Consider the following 17,919-nt stretch of genomic DNA (forward strand, 5'->3'; position numbering starts at 1 on the left):
CGTCGTCCATCCCGTCGCTCCTTCACTGTAGAAGGAGCCGTCAAATCTGAAAGTGCGAAAGATTCTTTACGTTATCACAAGCTACGCCGCCTGCATATTCGGTCTCTGTTTCGGTCGGGAGCGATGGAAACAGGGCGCGAAGTTCAGGTGGGATCAAAACCCAGGTCATTGGAAAGGCTAAGATATTTTCGACCGAACCGAATTCGGCACGGTTCGCCCGACCAGAGACAAGAGGCCATTCAGAGACGGAAATCGCTCCGCGCCCGCGTCTCGGCGGTTCGCACTCATCCGGCAGACCCCTTTGAAAACAGGAGAAATTCTGCCTCCACCGAGCGGACTGAACGGGTTCGAAAGGGTGATAGTGGCGGAGGGGATGGGCCTGATATCCAACCTTCTCCACCTCGCAACACACTGATTCTACAAGATTAAATTACGCATCACTTCAGCCTGTGGTTTTGCGCCGAGAGTTTTGCACATCGCGATGCCGTCATGGAAGAGCGACAACCACCCTATCTCCTGCCTTCAATTATGTTTTGTAGCAGCAACGTGCGCTTCGGGCTGCTCTTCTACTAGGGGCTCGGCGACGACCAAATCAAACTCCTCTCGTCCGTTCACCTTGTCGACCAACAATTCTCTTTCGGTCCGTATCGCTTCTCCCCGAGCAGAAGGGTTGCGCACTACAGTCAGTTGGGCTTGATCGCGACCTCCTTCGCTAAAGCTGATCCGGTATATGAAGTATCGTTCACCCAGGTTGTTTGCGGCTAGCCATTCATTGTCCGAAAATCGAACACTGCCGGACTTTGTCTCGATAAATCGGCTGACCAGTTCGATTCTTGTTGGATTCTTCAGGAATGCCGAACGATCCCCTTCGCTGTCAAAAGTAAGATAGTCACAGCCAAAAGCCCTTGTGCCCTGCAGGTGGGCAACCAGCTGGGGCCAACGGCCGTTGGCGCGTTCGAACGCTGCAGTCCAATGCTCCGCATCCGCCGCACGGTGTGGGTCTGTAGCATTTGGACTTGAGACGTGACCTGTAGGCCCTGAAACGCGTAGCGTGCGCCGCGGGAAAGGCGCGCGCTCCAACAATGTATTGTTCTGCGGCTGACGCTGTTGAACAGTCAACTCGACCTCGGACGGTTTGGCTCCACTTGGAACCTCGTCCGGGTCAGGCCCCAACTCGTCGTTCCCGCTATCCGCAGCGGATGAAGCTAGCCGACCGCGCGACTTGTTCGCGGCCGCTGCCGGCCCGGCAGCCAACGTCTCCGCATCTACGTCTGGTGCAAACGGAGAGACAAACGCGTGATCGACGCCTCCGATCAACGAAGCAAGCTCTTCCTCGCTAAATGAAGGTAGGGCACGTTGAAGATGGGCGCGACGCAACGCGTCTGTAGAAGACGACAAGAAAGGCATAAAGTCTGCGCCGCTTTGTAGTTCAAATAGCTCCGCAAGCCCATCCGCCACTGCATGGCATCCGAGATCCATCACCTCTTCAAAGCTTCTGGTGCCGTCGACTGTAATGACCAATGTGTCACCATCGAAGCTGTGACGCCATGGGTCCAATTTCTCGACGATCGTGGCGCCGTTGATTGACAGCTCCATCTCGGCATGAGAAGCGACCTTGAGCTGAACTGCTTCTAGGCGACGTAGATGAGTGCCGTCAGGAGATAGCGCTTTGCGGAGGGCGGCTATGTAAGGCTTCGATAGATCAAAGCGTGACCGCAAAGTGATGGAATCGCCCTCTACAACCTCATCCACGGAGCAAAGCCTGAGATTGAGCGCATCCTTCTGCAGTGTGGAGACACCGAAACGCGCCATCACCTGTTTAGCATTCCGACGAGACGGTAAATCGAGGAGTCGCAGGTGGGACTTTGCAACTGAAGGAAAGTCATCGCGCTGAGCGTAAAGAACCCCCTCCCGTTCAGCCCAAACTCGGCGTCCTGCAAACTGGACAGGTAGTTTCCCTTCTGCACGAAATGTAATTCCGTCCACTCCCCCAAGCTCCGGGTCGAACGTTTCTCGTTCCAAAATCTGGAGAAAAAGTCTGCTCCCTACCTCGGGCTTGATCTGCCTTGCTGGAAGTGAAGCAAGAAGCCGATACACCTGTGCTTCGGGGAGGTCATCCAAATTTCGCACCACGCCTGCACGCTCAAGGCCTCTTCGCCAATGTGCCTTATCGAGACCGAATTCTATCTCGCTAGTCGAACTGGGTGCACGGGGTGCCTGGAATAATGCGGAGAGAACCCCCGGCTCGATCATTGCGTCTCTTGGAGCGTGGCGCAGTCCGTCTTGGCAATCGAGCCATGCTCTCGTTTGGATATCGAGATGAACCGAGTTGGGGAGAATTCCCGGATATGTCCGAAACTTTGATAAGCCATTTTCTCGAGCTTCCAACCTAACGCTGAAAGCCGGAATGGGGGCAAGAGGATCAAGCCGCGGATCATGAGCGAGCCATGCTAGAATGGCCTCAGCTGGCGCATCGCTTAGAATACGTTCAAGTCCGTCGACGGTGTCATGAGTTGCATTGACCGTGTAGCCCCAAGACAGATCCGACCTTTTAATCTCTCTTGAGGTGTTACCGTCAGTGACCTGAAAGTTCTCAGGTACCGCGTCAATCACCGATTGGCGCCATTTCACAGGCAGAGGCCCGCCTATCTTTCGCGGCCATGGATTGATACCAAGCCATATGAGGAACTCGACCAAATCAACAGGCTCTTCGCCGAAGCCGTTTTCAAGTGGGGTGCCGATCAGTAGTTCGGGCTGACCAGGATACAGAGCCGCCGTGGTGCGTCCAACTATTCCGTAATCCTCAGAAAGATGGACGGTTGTTATGTCGCGCCATTGTCCATCTTTGCATCGTACCCGAAAAACCCCTTGAGGCGTGTTTCGGCCCCGGTCGTGCAGAGAGTAGACGGTGGCCAACAAACTCGCTTGCAGATGGTCGGGATTGCTTCGCTTCTTCTTCAGAAGTTCCGTTACTCTGCTGCGAAGCGCCGCGATGACGGCTTCCGCGCTGTACTCGACGACACGGAACCCTTTCAGCGAGTGGATTTTGTCGCGGACGACGTTTCCCGATGCCTCAGCCAGAAGTTCGGTCCAAAGTTCTGGATGGATGAAGCGCGCGTTCGCCCATTCGGGGAGCCCGTGTCGTTTGGCTAAGTCGGAGGGAGGGGGAAATGCCGTGGCCGTCGATGACATTTCCTTGCCTTTGATGTCGACCAACAAACGCCGATCGTGTTGGTCTTCTGGAAAGGCTTTCGCGATGCCTACTATCGCCTTTGCGCGCTCGGAGAAACTGAGGTCTGCGTCCCGAAGTGTATTTAGGAGATCTTTCGTGCTCACCATCGGCACACCCAGTTCGTGCCTCAGGAGCGCCTCTGCGTCAGTTGAACTGACGCTGGCGAGTTGGCCGAAAAGTCGTGCTGGCAGGTACTCAGCATAATTTATTGGACCAATTCGTGCTTTGTCGGGTTTGCGCCAAACACGATCCATACACCGGACGATGGGTAGATCTTTTGCCCGCAGCCATGCGGCCTCTGCGACTGGTTTCAGCGCGTCTGGAAATTCTTGATGCGCAATAAGCCAGTCCAGCGATTCAGAAATTCGGCCCATTTTGCGGAGCTCGGTGAGCATCTCGGCGTGTAGACGACCAAGAGCTCGCAGAACCTCGATGTTGTGCTGCGAATCTTCATTGATCGTCTTGCGGCTAGAGTCGAGTTCCAGTGTGGCGTGGAAGAGGCCTGAGAACGGTAGCGGCAGAGAGGTTGGGAAGAAGCTGTGCAACTTGCCAGGCGCGTTCGTTTCGCCAGACCTTATGGCTATGGCGAGTTCAAATTCCCGTACGTTTTCTCCCTCTCCAATAGTACCTACTCGTTGCCTGACAATCCAATCCTGAGTGCTGGCCTCCGAACCACATTCGAGCAACAGCGATATATCGCCGTCGTCTTTCACACCCTTTGTCCATCTCTTCTCATCGTAGTCGGGCAGTCGAATGCAGATTTCGTCCAACGCTCGGACGAACAAGAGAAAGCTAGGCTGGAACTGAGTTGCTTGCTCAATGACTCTCTTCAGTGCCTTGGTGCTGCCGAGAGGTGCGGCGATAACTGTGTCATATCCATCTTCCCGAAGTCTACGGGCATGCCGCACAACTGCCTGCGTGCCGCATTCACCCAGTGAGTCTAGTTCCGCACCGGTGGCGGGAAACACAAGCAATGGAGGTAGGTTGGGAGTATCCCCGCTGAAGCTTGCGGCAATCTCAGCGTTCTGATGAGCTAGTTCAGCAACCATGGCGCGTGCATGGGTCCGCGAGAACCCCAACTCAAGCGCACCACTGATGATGATGGGGGCCTCAGTCCAATTCAGGATCGCACGAAACCCCAGCCCCTTCGCGCCGATCATGCGCGCCGCGCGCGTTGGCTTGTCGCTGGTGTGTGCCGTCATCAGGGACGCGACACCACCTCTCCGGAACGGCTGCCCAGTGTTGGCGACGTATAGTGCCTCCGGCGTCACCTCGATTAGGACACGTCCAGATCCACCCACCTCACTTGCCGCATCCGCCGCGTTTTGAACGAGCTCCAGAAGCTCGCGTCCAGCATAGTCTGCCGTTGTCTGCTTTTCGGTGCGTGAATGCCCTAGAAGGAAAGCGGGTTTCTCGAGATATGCCTTGCACGTAGATTTCAGCTCAGCAGCAATAAACGCAGCCCAAGCCTCGCCTGTCATTTGCGTGTCGTGCGCTCTGGCGTCGATCTCTTGTTTCACGGACATTGAGTAATTCTCAGTTCGCGACGCATAATACTACTTTCATCTAATCTGCTGCCAGAACTTAAACTGTCCATTTGCTCGACAAACCTCTGTCCTGATTACTCTGTCCTGATTACCGCGAACAGGACGGTTAGCCGAGTGCTTCCTTGATCGTCTTGCCATCACTGGGCCTGCGCCAGCTTTGAGGTCCGCTGCAGTTTCCATCCTTGACGACGCCCCCGGCCACACTGGAACTGCCGAAGAGGTGATCGCGCGAAAAACGATACAAGTCAGGGTCACTGTCCGGGACGAGGACTTCCTGCCGAACCAGACGGTCACGCTCCTCGCGATCCCGCTTCACACGAGGGGAGCCTTCCCGCATCGCCGTCGAGCCCTTGCGAACAAGGAAGCCACCAGCCTCGGGGCGGCCATAGGCCTGAGCCTTCTGCGGACGCATTACAAACCACTCGTTCTCGCTCATGCACTTCCTCTTTCGTTCTGTTTGAATACTGGCAGAGCACAGAGCGTGTTCACCAGCCGCATCTGCTCGACCGTCTCACATTTCGCCTCGCGCAGACGCGGTGCGCCGAAGACCAGCGCCAGCCCCTTTGCGCGCGAGACCGCCACGTTGATCCGGTTGAGGGAGAACAGGAAGTCCATGCCACGCGGCGTCTCCTCGGCCGATGACGCTGTCATCGAGACTAGGCAGACAGGCGCTTCCTGTCCCTGGAACTTGTCCACGGTGCCGACGCGAATGCCCTCGGGCAGCGCGTCGCGCAGGGCATTCACCTGTGCGTTGTAGGGTGCGACCACGATAATGTCGGACTGACGCATGGGACGCGTCGTGCCGTCCTTCTTCGTCCATGCGCCCGTCAGCAGTTCATGAGCGGCAGCCTGGATGGCCGCGACCTCTTCCGGAGCGATCTGGGCGTTCCCCTCATGCGGGACCGGCACCCAGAACGCACCCGCTGGGGGAAACGCAGTGCCGGTCACCGCTTGGCTCGAGGTGTCGGGGTGGCTGGTCAGCCGACCCTCATACACCTGGTCGGAAATGAAGCGGCAGACGTCTGGATGCATTCGTCGCGAGACAGGCAGGAAGATGCCGCGGTCCGGCGGCACCGTCGCGTGATCGCCCAGCATCCAGTCGAGGCAGGAGAGGTTCGCGGGGTCCGGATGCGCGCCCTGGATCACCTGCGGCAGCTGGCGCGGGTCGCCGACCAGCACGATGTTCCGCGCGGCACGCCCCATGGCGACCATGTTGGCGAGACCGACCTGTCCTGCCTCGTCGACGAAGAGCCAGTCTAGGGTCTGCTCGAACTCCGGGCGCGAGAAGAAGAATGCGGTGCCCCCAACGACATGGGCCTCCGTCAACGCAGGGTCGTCGTTGGACGTGGCCCGCGTGATGCCGGTGAAGCCTTCGGGATAGCCATCCTCGTCGCCGCTCACCTTGTGGGCCAATTCGGCGTCTTCCAGAGTGATGTCCGGATCGTCGTCTTCCAGCGCGGCGAGACAGCCCATCAGCACATTCCGGATGGCCTCGTGGCTGTTGGATGCGACGCCGACGCGGTGCCCCTTGCGAACCAGAGACAGGATCGCGCGCGCGGTGACATAGGTCTTGCCGGTGCCCGGAGGCCCCTGGATCGGCAGAACGGTGCCGTCCATCGCGCCCACGGCCGCAATCGCGCCCGCGACCGGATCGACGCCATCCAGCAGGTCAGACTTCGCACCGGTCGTCAGTCGCGGCGCCGCGCGGGACAATAGATCATCGACCGCCGTGAATCGGCGCGGCCCGCATTGGTCGGTAATCACATCGCGCAGGGCAGCGGCGATGACATCGGTATTGAGCGGCCAGTCCGGGTGGAGCGTCAGGCGGTCGGAGAGAAGATGCGCCTTCGCTGCCCCGGCCTTGAGGGTGATCTCACGTGCGGTCCGGTCCAGAGCGGCGATGCTGATCGTGGCGGGCGGCCCGTCATGGACCGGCACCGTCGCCGACCTGCCACCCCGCAATTTCGTCTCCTGCGGCGGGAAGCGATAGGTGCGCGCCATCGAGCGTTTCACGGGCTCAGCCGCGCCCACGGCCTCGAGCCCGGCAAGCGCGTCGAGATCATCGATCAGATCATCCTCGTCCTTGCCAACGCTGTCGAACACCGCCCATTGCGCGGGCTTCGCCTCGCGCTTGTGGAAGAGGCCGAGGTTGAACAGCATCTCCTGCCGGTCCTCGGGCAGGTCGGAGGCCGCCAAAGCCGAACGCAGCTCTTGCGTGTCGGCGTCCTCCTCCGCCTCCTTCATGCCCGCATCCTGACCGAGCGACGGCCAGGGGCCGCTGGGTCGAATGCCGACCAGCCAATCCCTCAACTCCTCGGTCGAAATGCAGTCGACGCGGTTGTAATCCTCGATATCCTCGAGGATCTGCTGCTCGCCCGTCTCGCGCCACCGCTCATAGGCGACGACCGAGCCTCCCGCCGTCTTCACCTCGCCATCGCGCTTGCGGCCATAGAAGGCCTCCATCGACTTGATGGAGTAATTGGGCTCAGAGCCGATCAGCGCACCGCGCACGACGGCGAACAGATCCACGAACCGCCGCTCGCGCAGAAGCCGGTCAAGGAACGCCTCGCCGATCCCGTACTTCGTGGTCAGTCTGCGCAGGGCGGTGATCTCGTAGGGCGCATAGTGATAGATGCGCGCGGCCGGATAAGCCGTGAGGCGCGCACGGAAGAACTCCAGCAGCTCAGCGAGCGCGCGCGCCTCGGCGGCATGGTCATGCGCCCAGAACGCCTGGAACTGGCCATCAAACCAGACGCCGTGGAGGTATTCGAGGCCGCCCTCGAAATGTGGGTCGCCTTCGATGTCGTAGAACAGGTCGCCGGCCTGCGGCTCGGGCAGCAGGTCGAACCCCTTGCCGGGTTCCGGTGCGCGCAGCTCAAACGCGGGCACTCCAGTCTTGCGGGCGTGTTGCAGGCGGGCCTGAGTCACCAGCCGGAGGTGTGTGTTTTCCGCCATGCCGCGGATCGGATGATCGAGGCTGGCGAGGGCTTCCATGGTCTGGATACCCGCTGCTTCCAGCTTCTTCACCTGTCCACGGCTGACGTTGGCGACATTGAACAGGCTGTCCTCGGCCTGCCAGACATCGGCGCAATGGTCGCCCCAGCGGCAAAGACCACAGTCTGCGCAGGGGATCGGACGGGTTGGCGGCGGATCGGTCACGAACCCTTCGAGCCGCGCCTGCGCCATGCGGGCATAGGCGGCGTAGTCCGACAGCCGAAGGGTCGCGCGGGTGCCGTCCCCCAATTCGACATGGGCGAACTCGGGCGCAACGTCCTGAACTTCGGCTAGAAGGTCGGAGTAGAGCACAAGTTGCAGGACGTGCTTCGGATGCGGCCGGCGCTTCAGTTTGGTGTCGACAACCTCGTAGCTGAACGGCCCGAACGCAGAGGGGCGCTCCACGCGCTCCAGGAAATCCGACCAGCCGCCCCAGTTGCCCGACAGGAAAGCGCCCTGAAACACCACGTCCAGGCCTGCTTCCAAAGCCGCGCGGGTGGCTTCGGCGTTCTTGTCAAGGCCACTGCGCTCGATCTCGATGATGGTGCGTCCAGCTTCCTTTAGGCGAGCCAGATGGGCCGCCTCGTGGGCGTCACCCTGCTTCTGCAGCAGCGCCGCGTCTTCGCTGTCTTCGCGTGGCTCCGGTCCGTTGCCACGCATGTATGCCAGATCGAGGGTGGTCGCGTGCGCGCACCCCATGAAGCGCATGAGGTCCGACGCGGACAAAAAGATACGGCCGTCGAGGTCCCTCATTAATGCTCCAATACTTGCGACACGTGACCCCCGAGGGAATCGCCTCGACAGACCGCAAGCTGATCAATAGCTTATGATGGTGTCAATTTCTGGCATAGAGGTCAAATGTCCTTCTCCAAGGCTCAGGATTTGCTCCGTCTCGCCCAGATGGCCGCTTCTCGGCGTGGCGGCGTCAGCCTTGAGGACATCTGCGTCGAGTTCGGCGTCTCGCACCGTACGGCGCAGCGGATGACCGAGGCGCTGGACGCCGCTTTCGCCAATGTCACGACCACTGATGCCGAGGACCGCCGACGGTACTGGCGGCTGGATGCGCCCCCGCCGGAGCGGCTGCAGCCGCGACAGGAAACCACCATCGAAGCTCTCGAAATCGCAGCCCGCGCCGCCCGCGATCAGGCGCGACTGCGCCATGCTCGCGCGCTAGAGGATCTGCGTGATGGGCTGCTGGCGCGACTGACGCCCCGAGACGCAACGAGGTCTGAGGCCGATGCCGAGGCAGTATTGGCCGGTCTCGGCCAGGTCATGCGTCCCGGTCCGACCGTCGCTCTGCGTCCCGACGTGACGGATGCAGTCATGGAGGCGCTGCGAGGCCCGTTTCGGCTGCGCGTCGTCTACGGATCTGGCGACGCCGCGCCTCGGGTGATCGAACCGCACGGCCTGATGCTGGGCCACCGCAGCTACCTTGTGGCGCGGCAACCATCACGCAGCGAAACGATCCTGAACTTCCGCATGGACAGGATCCATGCCGCAGCCGTGCTGGACGAGAGCTTCGCCTTCGCATCGGGATTCACGCTGGAGAACTATGCGGCCAAGGCCTTCGGCGTCTATCAGGACCCGGCGCAATACGGGGAGGTGATCTGGCGCTTCGCGCCTGCGGCCGCTGGGCGTGCCGCCGAGTTCCGTTTTCACCCGACGCAGGTCCTGGAGCCACAGGATGACGGAAGCCTGATCGTCCGGTTCAATGCGGCCGGATGGCTCGAGATGGCATGGCATCTGTATCAGTGGGGCGACAAGGTTGAGGTGATCGCGCCTGACAGGTTGCGGGCCCTGGTCGAAGGATACCGAAGGTCGGACTTTGACGCCTTGCCGTGATGGGTTTTTCATAGGGGGATTGTGAATGAAGGATATTCTCGACCACGCGGCGTTGAAAACCAAGCAGCGCGCCATTCGCAGCGGCTTTCCCGAGACAATGGGTCTGCGCGCGCATCGCGCCATCAGCTGGATCGGACGTGCCGAGGCGTGTGGTGACGACGATGACGCCCGCTTCATCTTCCTCTGGATCGCGTTCAATGCCGCCTACGCGGACGAGCGGGAATTCCAGTCGGTAGCCCCTGGCGAACGTGCTGCCTTCGTCGACTATTTCGGCAGACTGGTGGCGCGCGACGAAGGTCGCCGGATCTACAAGGCGCTGTGGCAGCGATTCTCAGGCCCTGTGCGAATGCTCATGGAAAATCGCTACGTCTTCAATCCGTTCTGGCAGCACCACAACGGGATCGAGGGCTTCGAGGACTGGGAGGAGAAGTTCAGGGCATCGTCCCGCAGCTTCGCGCAGGCATTCCAGGCGGGCGACAGCGTTCGCGTCCTGAGCTTCGTCTTTGACCGGCTTTACGTCCTGCGCAACCAGCTGGTCCATGGCGGATCAACCTGGAACAGCGGGGTCAACCGGGCGCAGGTCCGCGACGGCGCTGCAATCCTTGCCTTCCTGATGCCTGTATTCGTCGATTTGATGATGGAAAATCCCCACGAGGATTGGGGGCGGCCGTTCTATCCGGTCGTTGAGTAAGAGCGGCAGACGATCAATGCCGAGCGTTTTACTTGCTGCAACCGCGTGTCTGATCTCGCAGCACGGCGTAGTCGCTTAGCATCTCGGCAATGACCGAACCATCCGGCAATGAGTTCAGATCCTCGGCCGCGCGCGCCTGAGCCTCGCGGCTGTACTGGACCACTGGCGGGCAAACGATGGCGATGGGCGGATTAGAACCGACCGTCGCGCAGCCGCTCAGCAAGCTCATCGCGATCGCGAGGGCGGCGAGCCGCGGCCTCCAGTATCCGTCGTTGGACATCATTGGCTTTCTCCATGGTCTCAAGGCGTTCGGCGAGGCGGCCCGTGCGTTCACCGGAGCGCCGGAGTGCGAACAGGAACAGGAGCACTGTGAGCGCGATGGGGCCGTAGCGGAGAGCCGTCCGGGCCCACGGGTTGGTGGCGAACCCAGCGAGGAGCGCACCAATCATCGGCGGCCTCGCTTCCAATCGTCCAGCCGCGCGTAGATCGTGATCGCGATCCCGCAGAGCGCCACGGCGATGAACACCCAGCGGAGCGTGTCGAGGTACGGCACCAGCGGCAGGATGGCGGACTGGGTCTCAGCCAGGACGCTCTGGGCGACCTCGACGCCGGCTGCGCCCAGCGTAGCCACACCGGCGGCCCCGCCGCCCTTCATGGTGCGGCTGTCGGCCAGCACTTCGCGCGCAGGCGGCGTTTCAGCCGCGAAGGCCGTCGCCCGGATGGGGAAGCGCTCGCCCCACTGGCGAGCGGGCCCGAGATCGACATGGATGAATCCCGAGCGGGGGTAGAAGCCGAAGCCGAGGAACCCGACCTCTCGCGCCGCCGCCTCGAAGGCGTCGGGGTCGTGGTTCGCCATGGCGATGTCGAAGGCGGCGCCGTCGAGGTGCTTCGACCGGGTCGCGCCGCCGACGGCACGGTTGTGCTCGGGGCTGCGATAGGCCGAGCGGACGATCAGCGGCTTGCCCAGCCGGTCGCGCAGCGCCTGCAGCTTGTCGAGCGCAGGCTCGTTGATCAGCAGCCTGCCGGTGCCCCGGCAGGCGATCTCGGCCGGGCTGAAATTCGGCCAGTGCCAGGCGCTCTCCGGTACATCACGCCAATGGCGGTGGAAGGTCGTGGTCATGGGGTCCTCCAGAAACGAAAAACCCGCCTCGAGGACGGGTGCTGTTGGGCCAATAATGGGAGATGGGGAGCGGCTACGGGCTGCCGCCGAAGATCTTGAGCTTGATGGCGATGCCCGCGAGCAGCGCCAGCATGACGCCGGTGGTGATCATGCGGACGGCGGTCTGCATGGCGGTGCGGCGCACCAGGCGGATGCAGTCCACCAGCGATCGCAGATCGCGGATGTCGAGTGCGGCCTCGTCGCCGTCGAGACCGACATCGGCGAGCGCACGCTTCGCGCCTTCCTCGGCGGCCCGGGTCAGGATCGCCTCGAACTCGGCGTCGGGCATGCGCACGAAACCCTCGGATCGGGGTGGGTTCATCGGGATCCTCCTTCCGCCGCTCAGCCGATCTTGCAGCCCCAGAAGGACGTGTGATCGGCCGCGAAGTAGCCGTCCGCGACGCGGAAATACCCCTGCAGCTCGACGGTATCGCCTGCGGTCAGCGGCACCATGGTCTGCAGCCAGATCGCGGTGGCGAGCGAGACATGGGTGGCGGAGATTTCGCCGAGGGAACCGCGGATTTCGGTCGTGCCGTTCAGCACGAGCCGCCCGCGCATGCGGGCCGTGGCGCTGGCGTTGATCTTGTAGAGCAGCGTCGCGCCGAAGAGGTAAGTGCCGTCCACCGGCGCCACGAAGTGGTTGTTCGCGGCGTCGAACGCGCCCTGATCGTTGGTGTCGGTGTTGTTGAGGCCGATCTTCGTCCAAGTCCCGACGCCGACGTAATTGTCGTAGTTCGTGTACGCCTTGAACCGGGGCAGCCGGGGCTGGTCGACGATGCCGGTGGCGTTGTTGACGCTGAGCCCGTCGAAGAAGGTGCTGCCATCAGCGGAGACCGCCAGCCGGAAGCGGTCCGACCCGAAGAGGCCAACCAGCGCCTTGGTCACGAAGCCGGTCTGCAGCGTCAGGCCGAGATCGTCGCCCGCAGCCTCCTTGTTCATGGTGTAGAACAGATCGCCGGTGCCCCCCTCGGCGACGGTCTTCGCGGTCCAGAGCGCCGCGTTCAGCTTGGCCGAGAACGGGTTCGACGCATCCGCCGTCGTGCCCAGCCCCAGCAGCGCAAGGTTCTGCAGCACGTCCGGGGTGGTCCCGATCCAGGTCGCGCCGTCATAGACCAGCAGCAGGCCCTCAGCCTCGACCCACGCCCGCCAGCCGGTGCGCGGCGGCAGGCGAAGCCACGCGCCATCGGTCCAGAGCGCGACGTTCAGGTCCCACCCCGCCCAGTCGCCGGTGGCACCCGAGGCGACGATGTAGCGGTCGCCGTCGGCGGGGCTTCCGGGCGGGCTGGTCAGATCGCAGTCGAGAACGGAAAGCTGGACGAGCCCGTCGAGGATCCGCAGCGCCTCGTTGTGGGTGACATGCTTCTGGGCCTGCGCCGCGAGGATGTAGGGCAGCAGCAGATGGGTCGTGGCGTCGGACATGGGAGCCTCAGAAGCTTAGCGTGATGGACGTGGATGCGCCCCGCCCCACGAGGGCGGAGAGCTGGAAGATGCGGATGTCGAGCGTGTCACCGGGGCCGAGCTCCGCGCCCCAGTCGGTGGTCTGCGCGGCGGCGGTGTAGACCGCGCTGGTCGTGGCCGTGCTCATCACCCGTTTCACGATGGCGCCGTCGAGGATCTCGACCTCGTAGGCTTCCAGTTCCTCGGCCAGCGGTACCTCGAGCCCGCCCCAGCTATCGGCGGCGAGCGCGCGGGACCGGCGTGTCCAGCGGATCGTAAGATCGCCGGGCGTGCGTGGCGTGCGCCACGGCTGCTCGACATGGGCGACGGAAAACGGCCGCAGCCCGACGCCAGCTGGGGCGAAGGATTGCGCCACGTAGGTCTCGTCGCTGACCGGACGACTTGCGGGGCCGATGCGCCAGTTCCATGGCAACCCCAGATCGGCCTCGGCAATCGGCAGCGACGCAAGGCTGTCATCCAGCACCACCACCCGCGCGCCTGCAGGCGCCGGGTTGCCCATGGCGCCCTCGGTCCCGCGCTGGCCGCGCAGCAAGCGGGTCAGACGATAACGACCCGGCGCCAGCAGCTCCGCCGCGCCCGCCTGCACGATCTCCCAGACGCCGGGCGCGCTCTCGATGGCGAGCGCATTGGCCCCTCCGAACAGCGTCAGGTCCGTGACGCTTTCCAGCGTGCCGGTGAGCAGATCGACCACCAGAGCATTGCCGAGGTCGAAGCGCGAGGTTGGCCCGGCGTAGAGATCCGACACCAGCGTGCCGAGCCGAGTCCGCGTTCCGAAGGTGGTCAGCAACTCGAACCCATCCGTCGAAGGACTTCGAAACACAGCCATCTCCCCGGGCCACGGTACTGCATGCGCGGCGACCAGCGGCCGATGCGCGGGCTGGTCCTCGGTCAGCTGCGGCAGGTCCATCAGCACCGCATCCGGCGCCCCGAACACCACGGCGCGCGTCAGCGACGCCGCGCGGGGATCGCCGGGCGGCAGATCGTAGGTCTCGCGGTCCTGGCGGACCGCCTCGATGCCGCGCGCCTCGGCGTCGGCGATGGAGACGAGCCGCAGATCGACCAGCCGCCCGTCATGCGTGAGCCGGATCGCGTCGGCCGGATCGAGCGCGAGGCGCGAGGGCGGCAGACGGAACGTCGCCGTCTCGCGCCCGACCCACGCCTCCATCAGCGCGCGGCGGCAGCGGCGCTCGGCCTCCTCGGGTGGCACCGCCATCGGGAAGGACTCGGAGGCAATCCGCGTCGTGTCCACGGTGACGCGCCGCGCCTCGACGAGGGACGCGTCATAATCCTCGTCGGCACGGGCGACCTGCCATTTCAGCGCCTGCGGCAGTTCGGTTTCCTGGCCGCGGGTCAGTTCCAGCACATCGCCCTCGCGGGCGGCCACCAGTTCGTCGGGCGTGAGGGTGGCGACCGAGGCCCGCCCGCGCATCACGAAGCGGATCGCGCCCTCGGTCTCCACGGCGTCGAAGCCGAAGTGGCGCGACAGCGTGGTGATCGAGGCGCGCGGGCTTTCCAGCGCGGTGATGGCGTAGCCTTCGACCGCGCCCCAGAGGCCGGTGACGTCGATCCGGGACTCGGGCAGGCCCGCGCGCAGACAGAGGTGCCGCACGAGCGCGGCAAGCGACACCGCCCCGAGCCGCCCCGTCAGCCAGTGGCCGAGCCGCCAGTTCGCGCCGTCCGTCCAGACGTCGGTCAGCGCCGGGAAGAACGGATAGGGCCGCGCGTCCCATGTCCAGGCGGCGCATTCGGGGACGTGCACCATCCGGCCACCATAGATCGAGGACACCGGGTTGTTCGCGGCCGCGCCCCACCAGAGATACGTCGCCTCGAGATAGGCGCGCTGGATAGCATCATCCCGCCAGCCCCGCGAGAAATGCGGCGTGAAGCTCTCCGAGGACTTCGGATCGAAGAAGACGTTGGGCTGGTTGGTGCCCCGGTCGATGGCCGGACAGCCGAGCTCGGTGAACCAGATCGGCTTCGACTGCGGCGCCCACGCGGTCGGCGTCCCGCTCTCGACCCCGCCCGGGCGGTCGTAATGCGCGTTCGACCACCAGGCGCGCAGATCCTTGTAGCGGAAGACCCATGGCTTGGCGGCCGCGCCATCCGTGATCTGGGTACGGACCTGCGCGGAGCGGTCGGCTGCGCTGGCGTAGAACCAGTCGAAGCCTTCGCCGCCCGCGATGTTCGCCTGCAGGTAGGCTCGGTCGTAGATCGCGGGCCAGCCCTCGGCCGCGTCGAGATGCTCGAACCCGTCGCGCCAGTCGGAGAGCGGCATGTAGTTGTCGATCCCGATGAAGTCGGTGTCCGGATCGGCCCAGAGCGGATCGAGGTGAAAGAACACGTCGCCGCTGCCATCGCCCGGCTGGTGCCCGAAATACTCCGACCAGTCGGCGGCATAGCCGATCTTCGTCCCGGAGCCGAGGATCGAGCGTACGTCAGCGAGCAGATCCCGATACGCCTGCACGGCCGGATAGGTGCTCGCGCCCGAGCGGATCGTCGTCAGCCCCGGCATCTCGGTGCCGATCAGGAAGGCGTCGACCCCGCCTGCCGCCGCGCAGAGATGGGCGTAGTGCAGCACCATGCGCCGGAGCCCCCAGTCGCCGGATGGCCCGGTCCAGGAGACCGACTGACCCGAGACGCTGAAGCTCGCGGGCGTCGCGGCCCCGAACAGCGCCGCGACCTGGCTTGCGGCCGTGGCGGTCCTGTCTACGGTCCCTGCGAAGCCCGCAGCCGGAGAACAGGTGATCCGCCCCCGCCAGGGGAAGACAGGCTGGCCCATCTCCGCGGCGTTGTCGGAATAGGGGTTCGGTAGGCTGTTGCCGGGCGGCACGTCCATCAGGATGAAGGGATAGAAGGTGACCCGCAGCCCGCGCGCCTTCATCTCATGGATCGCCTGCACGACCGCGAAGTCGGACGGCGTACCGCCATAGACCGGGCGGTCCTGATCGTCGCGGCTGACGAGAAAGGCGTTGGCGCGGCTGACGCCGTTAACCGACCAGCTGGCGGGCGTGGTCGACTTGGCCGACACCTCGACGCCCGGCCGGACCTTGCACGATCCCGCGCGCAGATCGTCGCCGAACCACGCCACCACGAGGCTGACGCTTGTCACAGCAGGCGCCATCGCCTGCAGCCGGTCGAGCGCCTCCACCATGTCGGTGGAGTCGGCAAGCGCGTTCAGGTTCTCGGGCACCGTCGCGCCGCCGTCGGTCTTGCGGATCGCCTGCGTCGCGTAGGTGAACTCGCCAGAGGCCGGAATCATGGTGACGGCGCGGGTCAGCCCTTCGGCGGTGTCGGCATCCGCGAGCGGGCGGAACACCTCGAACGACAGTTGCGGCAGGCGGTTGCCGTAGGTCGAGAGCGCCAGTTCCTCGAAGACGACATAGGCGGTGCCGCGATAGGCGGGCGTGCTGGCCGCGCCCATCCTCGCCGCGATGAACGGATCAGGGCTTTGCGCCTCGTCGCCGGGATACCAGCGCCACGTGACGCCAGAGAGGTCCATCGGCTTGCCGTCGGCCCAGATGCGGCCGATGCCGGTGATCGGGCCCTCGCATAAGGCGACGGCGAAGCTGGCATAGTACAGATACTCGGTGGTCTTGACCTTGCCGCCCCCGCCGCCCTTGCCGCCGCCCTGCGTGGTGGTCTTGGTCTCCTCGCGGAAATCCGTCGCCCAGATGATGTTGCCGCCCATGCGCATCCGACCAAAGAGCCGCGGGATGACCGCGCCTTCGGTGGCCGAGGTGATGCGGAGCGTGTCGAGCCGCGCGCCCTCGATGCGCTGTGTGGGTGCCAGCGACGAGATGATCCAGCTGTCGACGACAGAGCCGATGGTGGAGCCGATGAAGCCGCCGATGGTGGCGGCGCTGACGCCGAGGATCGCGCCGCCAATGCTGCCGCCAATGGCGGCGCCAGCGGCACCGAGAACGAGGGTGGCCATGTCCGGGGTCTCAGCGTTGCGGGAACAGGAAGGTGGCTCGAGCAGCGTCAGCACCGCGATACCGTCCGTGACGTCATGGCCAAGCACCTCGGTGCGGCGCCCCGCGTTCGCGCCACTCGTCCAGTCCAACGTGCCAAAGGTGAACCAGCCGGAGGCGAAGCCGCCAAGGCCCGAGGCGGTGAACGCACGGTCACGCAGCAGGTCGATGACGGCACCCGCGCCCTTGAAGGCGGGGTCCTCCAGATCGACGCCGCAGCGCGCGTCGCCAAGCGCGGCATCGCAGGTCGCCTGGAACGTCCGCCCGACCGTCTGGCCGAGGACATGGGCGAGCGAGCGGACCTCTGCAACGAAGGCCAGCCGCCCGCGCCGGATCTGGCCGATGGCCCCGCGGCGCATCAGCACGCTCTGGCTCGTGTCGGCCCAGTTCACGCGCCAGACCTCGACCTCGGCGTTGTCCCAGCGGCCGTCGAGGATGTCGGTCTCGGTGATCCGATCCGAGGTCAGCACGCCTTCTGCGTCCTGTGCATCGACCGAGAGGTCCGAGCCCGAGCGCACCTCGGATGCGGTGAGCCCGCTCTCGGGCTCGAAGTCGGTCCCGTCGAAGCTGAGCGTCCGGTCGTGGTCGGTGAAGCCGAAACTCGCGCCATCGGCGCGCGCGATCCGCCAGCACCAGGCAAGCGTCGTCGTACCCTCGTCGAGATGGGCCTGCAGGGCGGGGTTGAGGGTCTTCATCGGCGCAGTTCCAGCAGCGGGATGGAGGTGATCGAGCCGAGCCGCTCGAGGTCGAGCGTCACGTCGAGCGCGTCGGTGTCGAAGCGGACCGGCACATCGAACTCGAACCCCGCGGTGATCGCGACGCCAGCGCCCGGCGCGGCGGCGAAGGTGACGACGCCGGTCGTGGTGTCGACCGTCCAGCCGGAGGGCTGCTCGACCCCGCCGAGCGCGATGCGCACGGTTCCGGTCACCGGCTTCGTGATGACGCGCGTCCACGACTGCGCGCCCGAGGCGTAGAGCTTGGTCAGCTGGAAAGCGGTCGTCGTGCCGTCGCCGGTGCCGATCGCC

The 17,919-nt window shown here is 64.1% G+C and carries 11 protein-coding genes; 2 read left to right on the forward strand and 9 right to left on the reverse strand.

Translation table 11 applies throughout. The features are described from left to right. Nucleotides 1-522: 522 nt before the first annotated feature. From GE300_RS21040 to GE300_RS21050, 3 genes are all read right to left on the reverse strand, one after another. The gene (locus GE300_RS21040) at nt 523-4,758 is read right to left on the reverse strand and encodes a sacsin N-terminal ATP-binding-like domain-containing protein (RefSeq protein ID WP_407647752.1); all 4,236 of its coding nucleotides are present in this window, start codon (nt 4,756-4,758) and stop codon (nt 523-525) included. A gap of 127 nt (nt 4,759-4,885) precedes the next feature. Next, a complete protein-coding gene (locus tag GE300_RS21045) occupies nt 4,886-5,215 on the reverse strand; it encodes a DUF4357 domain-containing protein (protein WP_233417268.1) in 330 nt (109 codons plus the stop codon). Next, complete coding sequence (locus tag GE300_RS21050) at nt 5,212-8,526, reverse strand: TM0106 family RecB-like putative nuclease (RefSeq protein WP_154449489.1); 3,315 nt, start codon at nt 8,524-8,526, stop codon at nt 5,212-5,214. Before GE300_RS21050 ends, GE300_RS21045 begins: the two co-directional genes overlap by 4 nt. A 105-nt stretch (nt 8,527-8,631) precedes the next feature. On the opposite strand from GE300_RS21050, the gene GE300_RS21055 reads away from it, so the two are divergent. After that, the gene (locus tag GE300_RS21055; RefSeq protein WP_154449491.1) at nt 8,632-9,615 is read left to right on the forward strand and encodes a helix-turn-helix transcriptional regulator; all 984 of its coding nucleotides are present in this window, start codon (nt 8,632-8,634) and stop codon (nt 9,613-9,615) included. 25 nt (nt 9,616-9,640) lie between these two features. Then, nucleotides 9,641-10,306, forward strand: a complete 666-nt coding sequence (locus tag GE300_RS21060; protein ID WP_233417269.1) for a HEPN domain-containing protein — start codon at nt 9,641-9,643, stop codon at nt 10,304-10,306. Between the two features lie 28 nt (nt 10,307-10,334). Here GE300_RS21060 and GE300_RS21065 read toward each other — a convergent pair whose 3' ends face one another. The 6 genes from GE300_RS21065 to GE300_RS21090 form a co-directional block, all read right to left on the reverse strand. Continuing rightward, nucleotides 10,335-10,589: a hypothetical protein gene (locus tag GE300_RS21065; RefSeq protein ID WP_154449493.1), complete on the reverse strand. Its 255-nt coding sequence runs from the start codon at nt 10,587-10,589 to the stop codon at nt 10,335-10,337. Nucleotides 10,590-10,751: 162 nt separating this feature from the next. Continuing rightward, the gene (locus GE300_RS21070; RefSeq protein WP_154449494.1) at nt 10,752-11,426 is read right to left on the reverse strand and encodes a YcbK family protein; all 675 of its coding nucleotides are present in this window, start codon (nt 11,424-11,426) and stop codon (nt 10,752-10,754) included. Between the two features lie 73 nt (nt 11,427-11,499). Beyond that, nucleotides 11,500-11,787, reverse strand: a complete 288-nt coding sequence (locus GE300_RS21075; protein ID WP_036708271.1) for a DUF6127 family protein — start codon at nt 11,785-11,787, stop codon at nt 11,500-11,502. 20 nt (nt 11,788-11,807) lie between these two features. Then, complete coding sequence (locus GE300_RS21080) at nt 11,808-12,884, reverse strand: DUF2793 domain-containing protein (RefSeq protein ID WP_154449495.1); 1,077 nt, start codon at nt 12,882-12,884, stop codon at nt 11,808-11,810. Nucleotides 12,885-12,891: 7 nt separating this feature from the next. Continuing rightward, nucleotides 12,892-17,589 carry a baseplate multidomain protein megatron gene (locus GE300_RS21085; protein ID WP_154449496.1) on the reverse strand — a complete coding sequence of 1,566 codons (4,698 nt, stop codon included), beginning with the start codon at nt 17,587-17,589 and terminating at the stop codon, nt 12,892-12,894. Next, a partial coding sequence (locus GE300_RS21090; protein WP_233417271.1) for a DUF2460 domain-containing protein occupies nt 17,586-17,919 on the reverse strand: 334 nt, incomplete at its 5' end. The genes GE300_RS21085 and GE300_RS21090, both read right to left, overlap by 4 nt.

This window comes from Halovulum marinum (genome assembly GCF_009697225.1).
GTDB classification, from domain to species: domain Bacteria; phylum Pseudomonadota; class Alphaproteobacteria; order Rhodobacterales; family Rhodobacteraceae; genus Halovulum; species Halovulum marinum.

What these genes read in the sequence shown, in the direction of transcription:
- GE300_RS21040 (WP_407647752.1), bottom strand. Translation starts at nt 4,758, where the DNA reads ATGTCCGTGAAACAAGAGATCGACGCCAGAGCGCACGACACGCAAATG.
- GE300_RS21045 (WP_233417268.1), bottom strand. Translation starts at nt 5,215, where the DNA reads ATGAGCGAGAACGAGTGGTTTGTAATGCGTCCGCAGAAGGCTCAGGCC.
- GE300_RS21050 (WP_154449489.1), bottom strand. Translation starts at nt 8,526, where the DNA reads ATGAGGGACCTCGACGGCCGTATCTTTTTGTCCGCGTCGGACCTCATG.
- GE300_RS21055 (WP_154449491.1), top strand. Translation starts at nt 8,632, where the DNA reads ATGTCCTTCTCCAAGGCTCAGGATTTGCTCCGTCTCGCCCAGATGGCC.
- GE300_RS21060 (WP_233417269.1), top strand. Translation starts at nt 9,641, where the DNA reads ATGAAGGATATTCTCGACCACGCGGCGTTGAAAACCAAGCAGCGCGCC.
- GE300_RS21065 (WP_154449493.1), bottom strand. Translation starts at nt 10,589, where the DNA reads ATGATGTCCAACGACGGATACTGGAGGCCGCGGCTCGCCGCCCTCGCG.
- GE300_RS21070 (WP_154449494.1), bottom strand. Translation starts at nt 11,426, where the DNA reads ATGACCACGACCTTCCACCGCCATTGGCGTGATGTACCGGAGAGCGCC.
- GE300_RS21075 (WP_036708271.1), bottom strand. Translation starts at nt 11,787, where the DNA reads ATGAACCCACCCCGATCCGAGGGTTTCGTGCGCATGCCCGACGCCGAG.
- GE300_RS21080 (WP_154449495.1), bottom strand. Translation starts at nt 12,884, where the DNA reads ATGTCCGACGCCACGACCCATCTGCTGCTGCCCTACATCCTCGCGGCG.
- GE300_RS21085 (WP_154449496.1), bottom strand. Translation starts at nt 17,589, where the DNA reads ATGAAGACCCTCAACCCCGCCCTGCAGGCCCATCTCGACGAGGGTACG.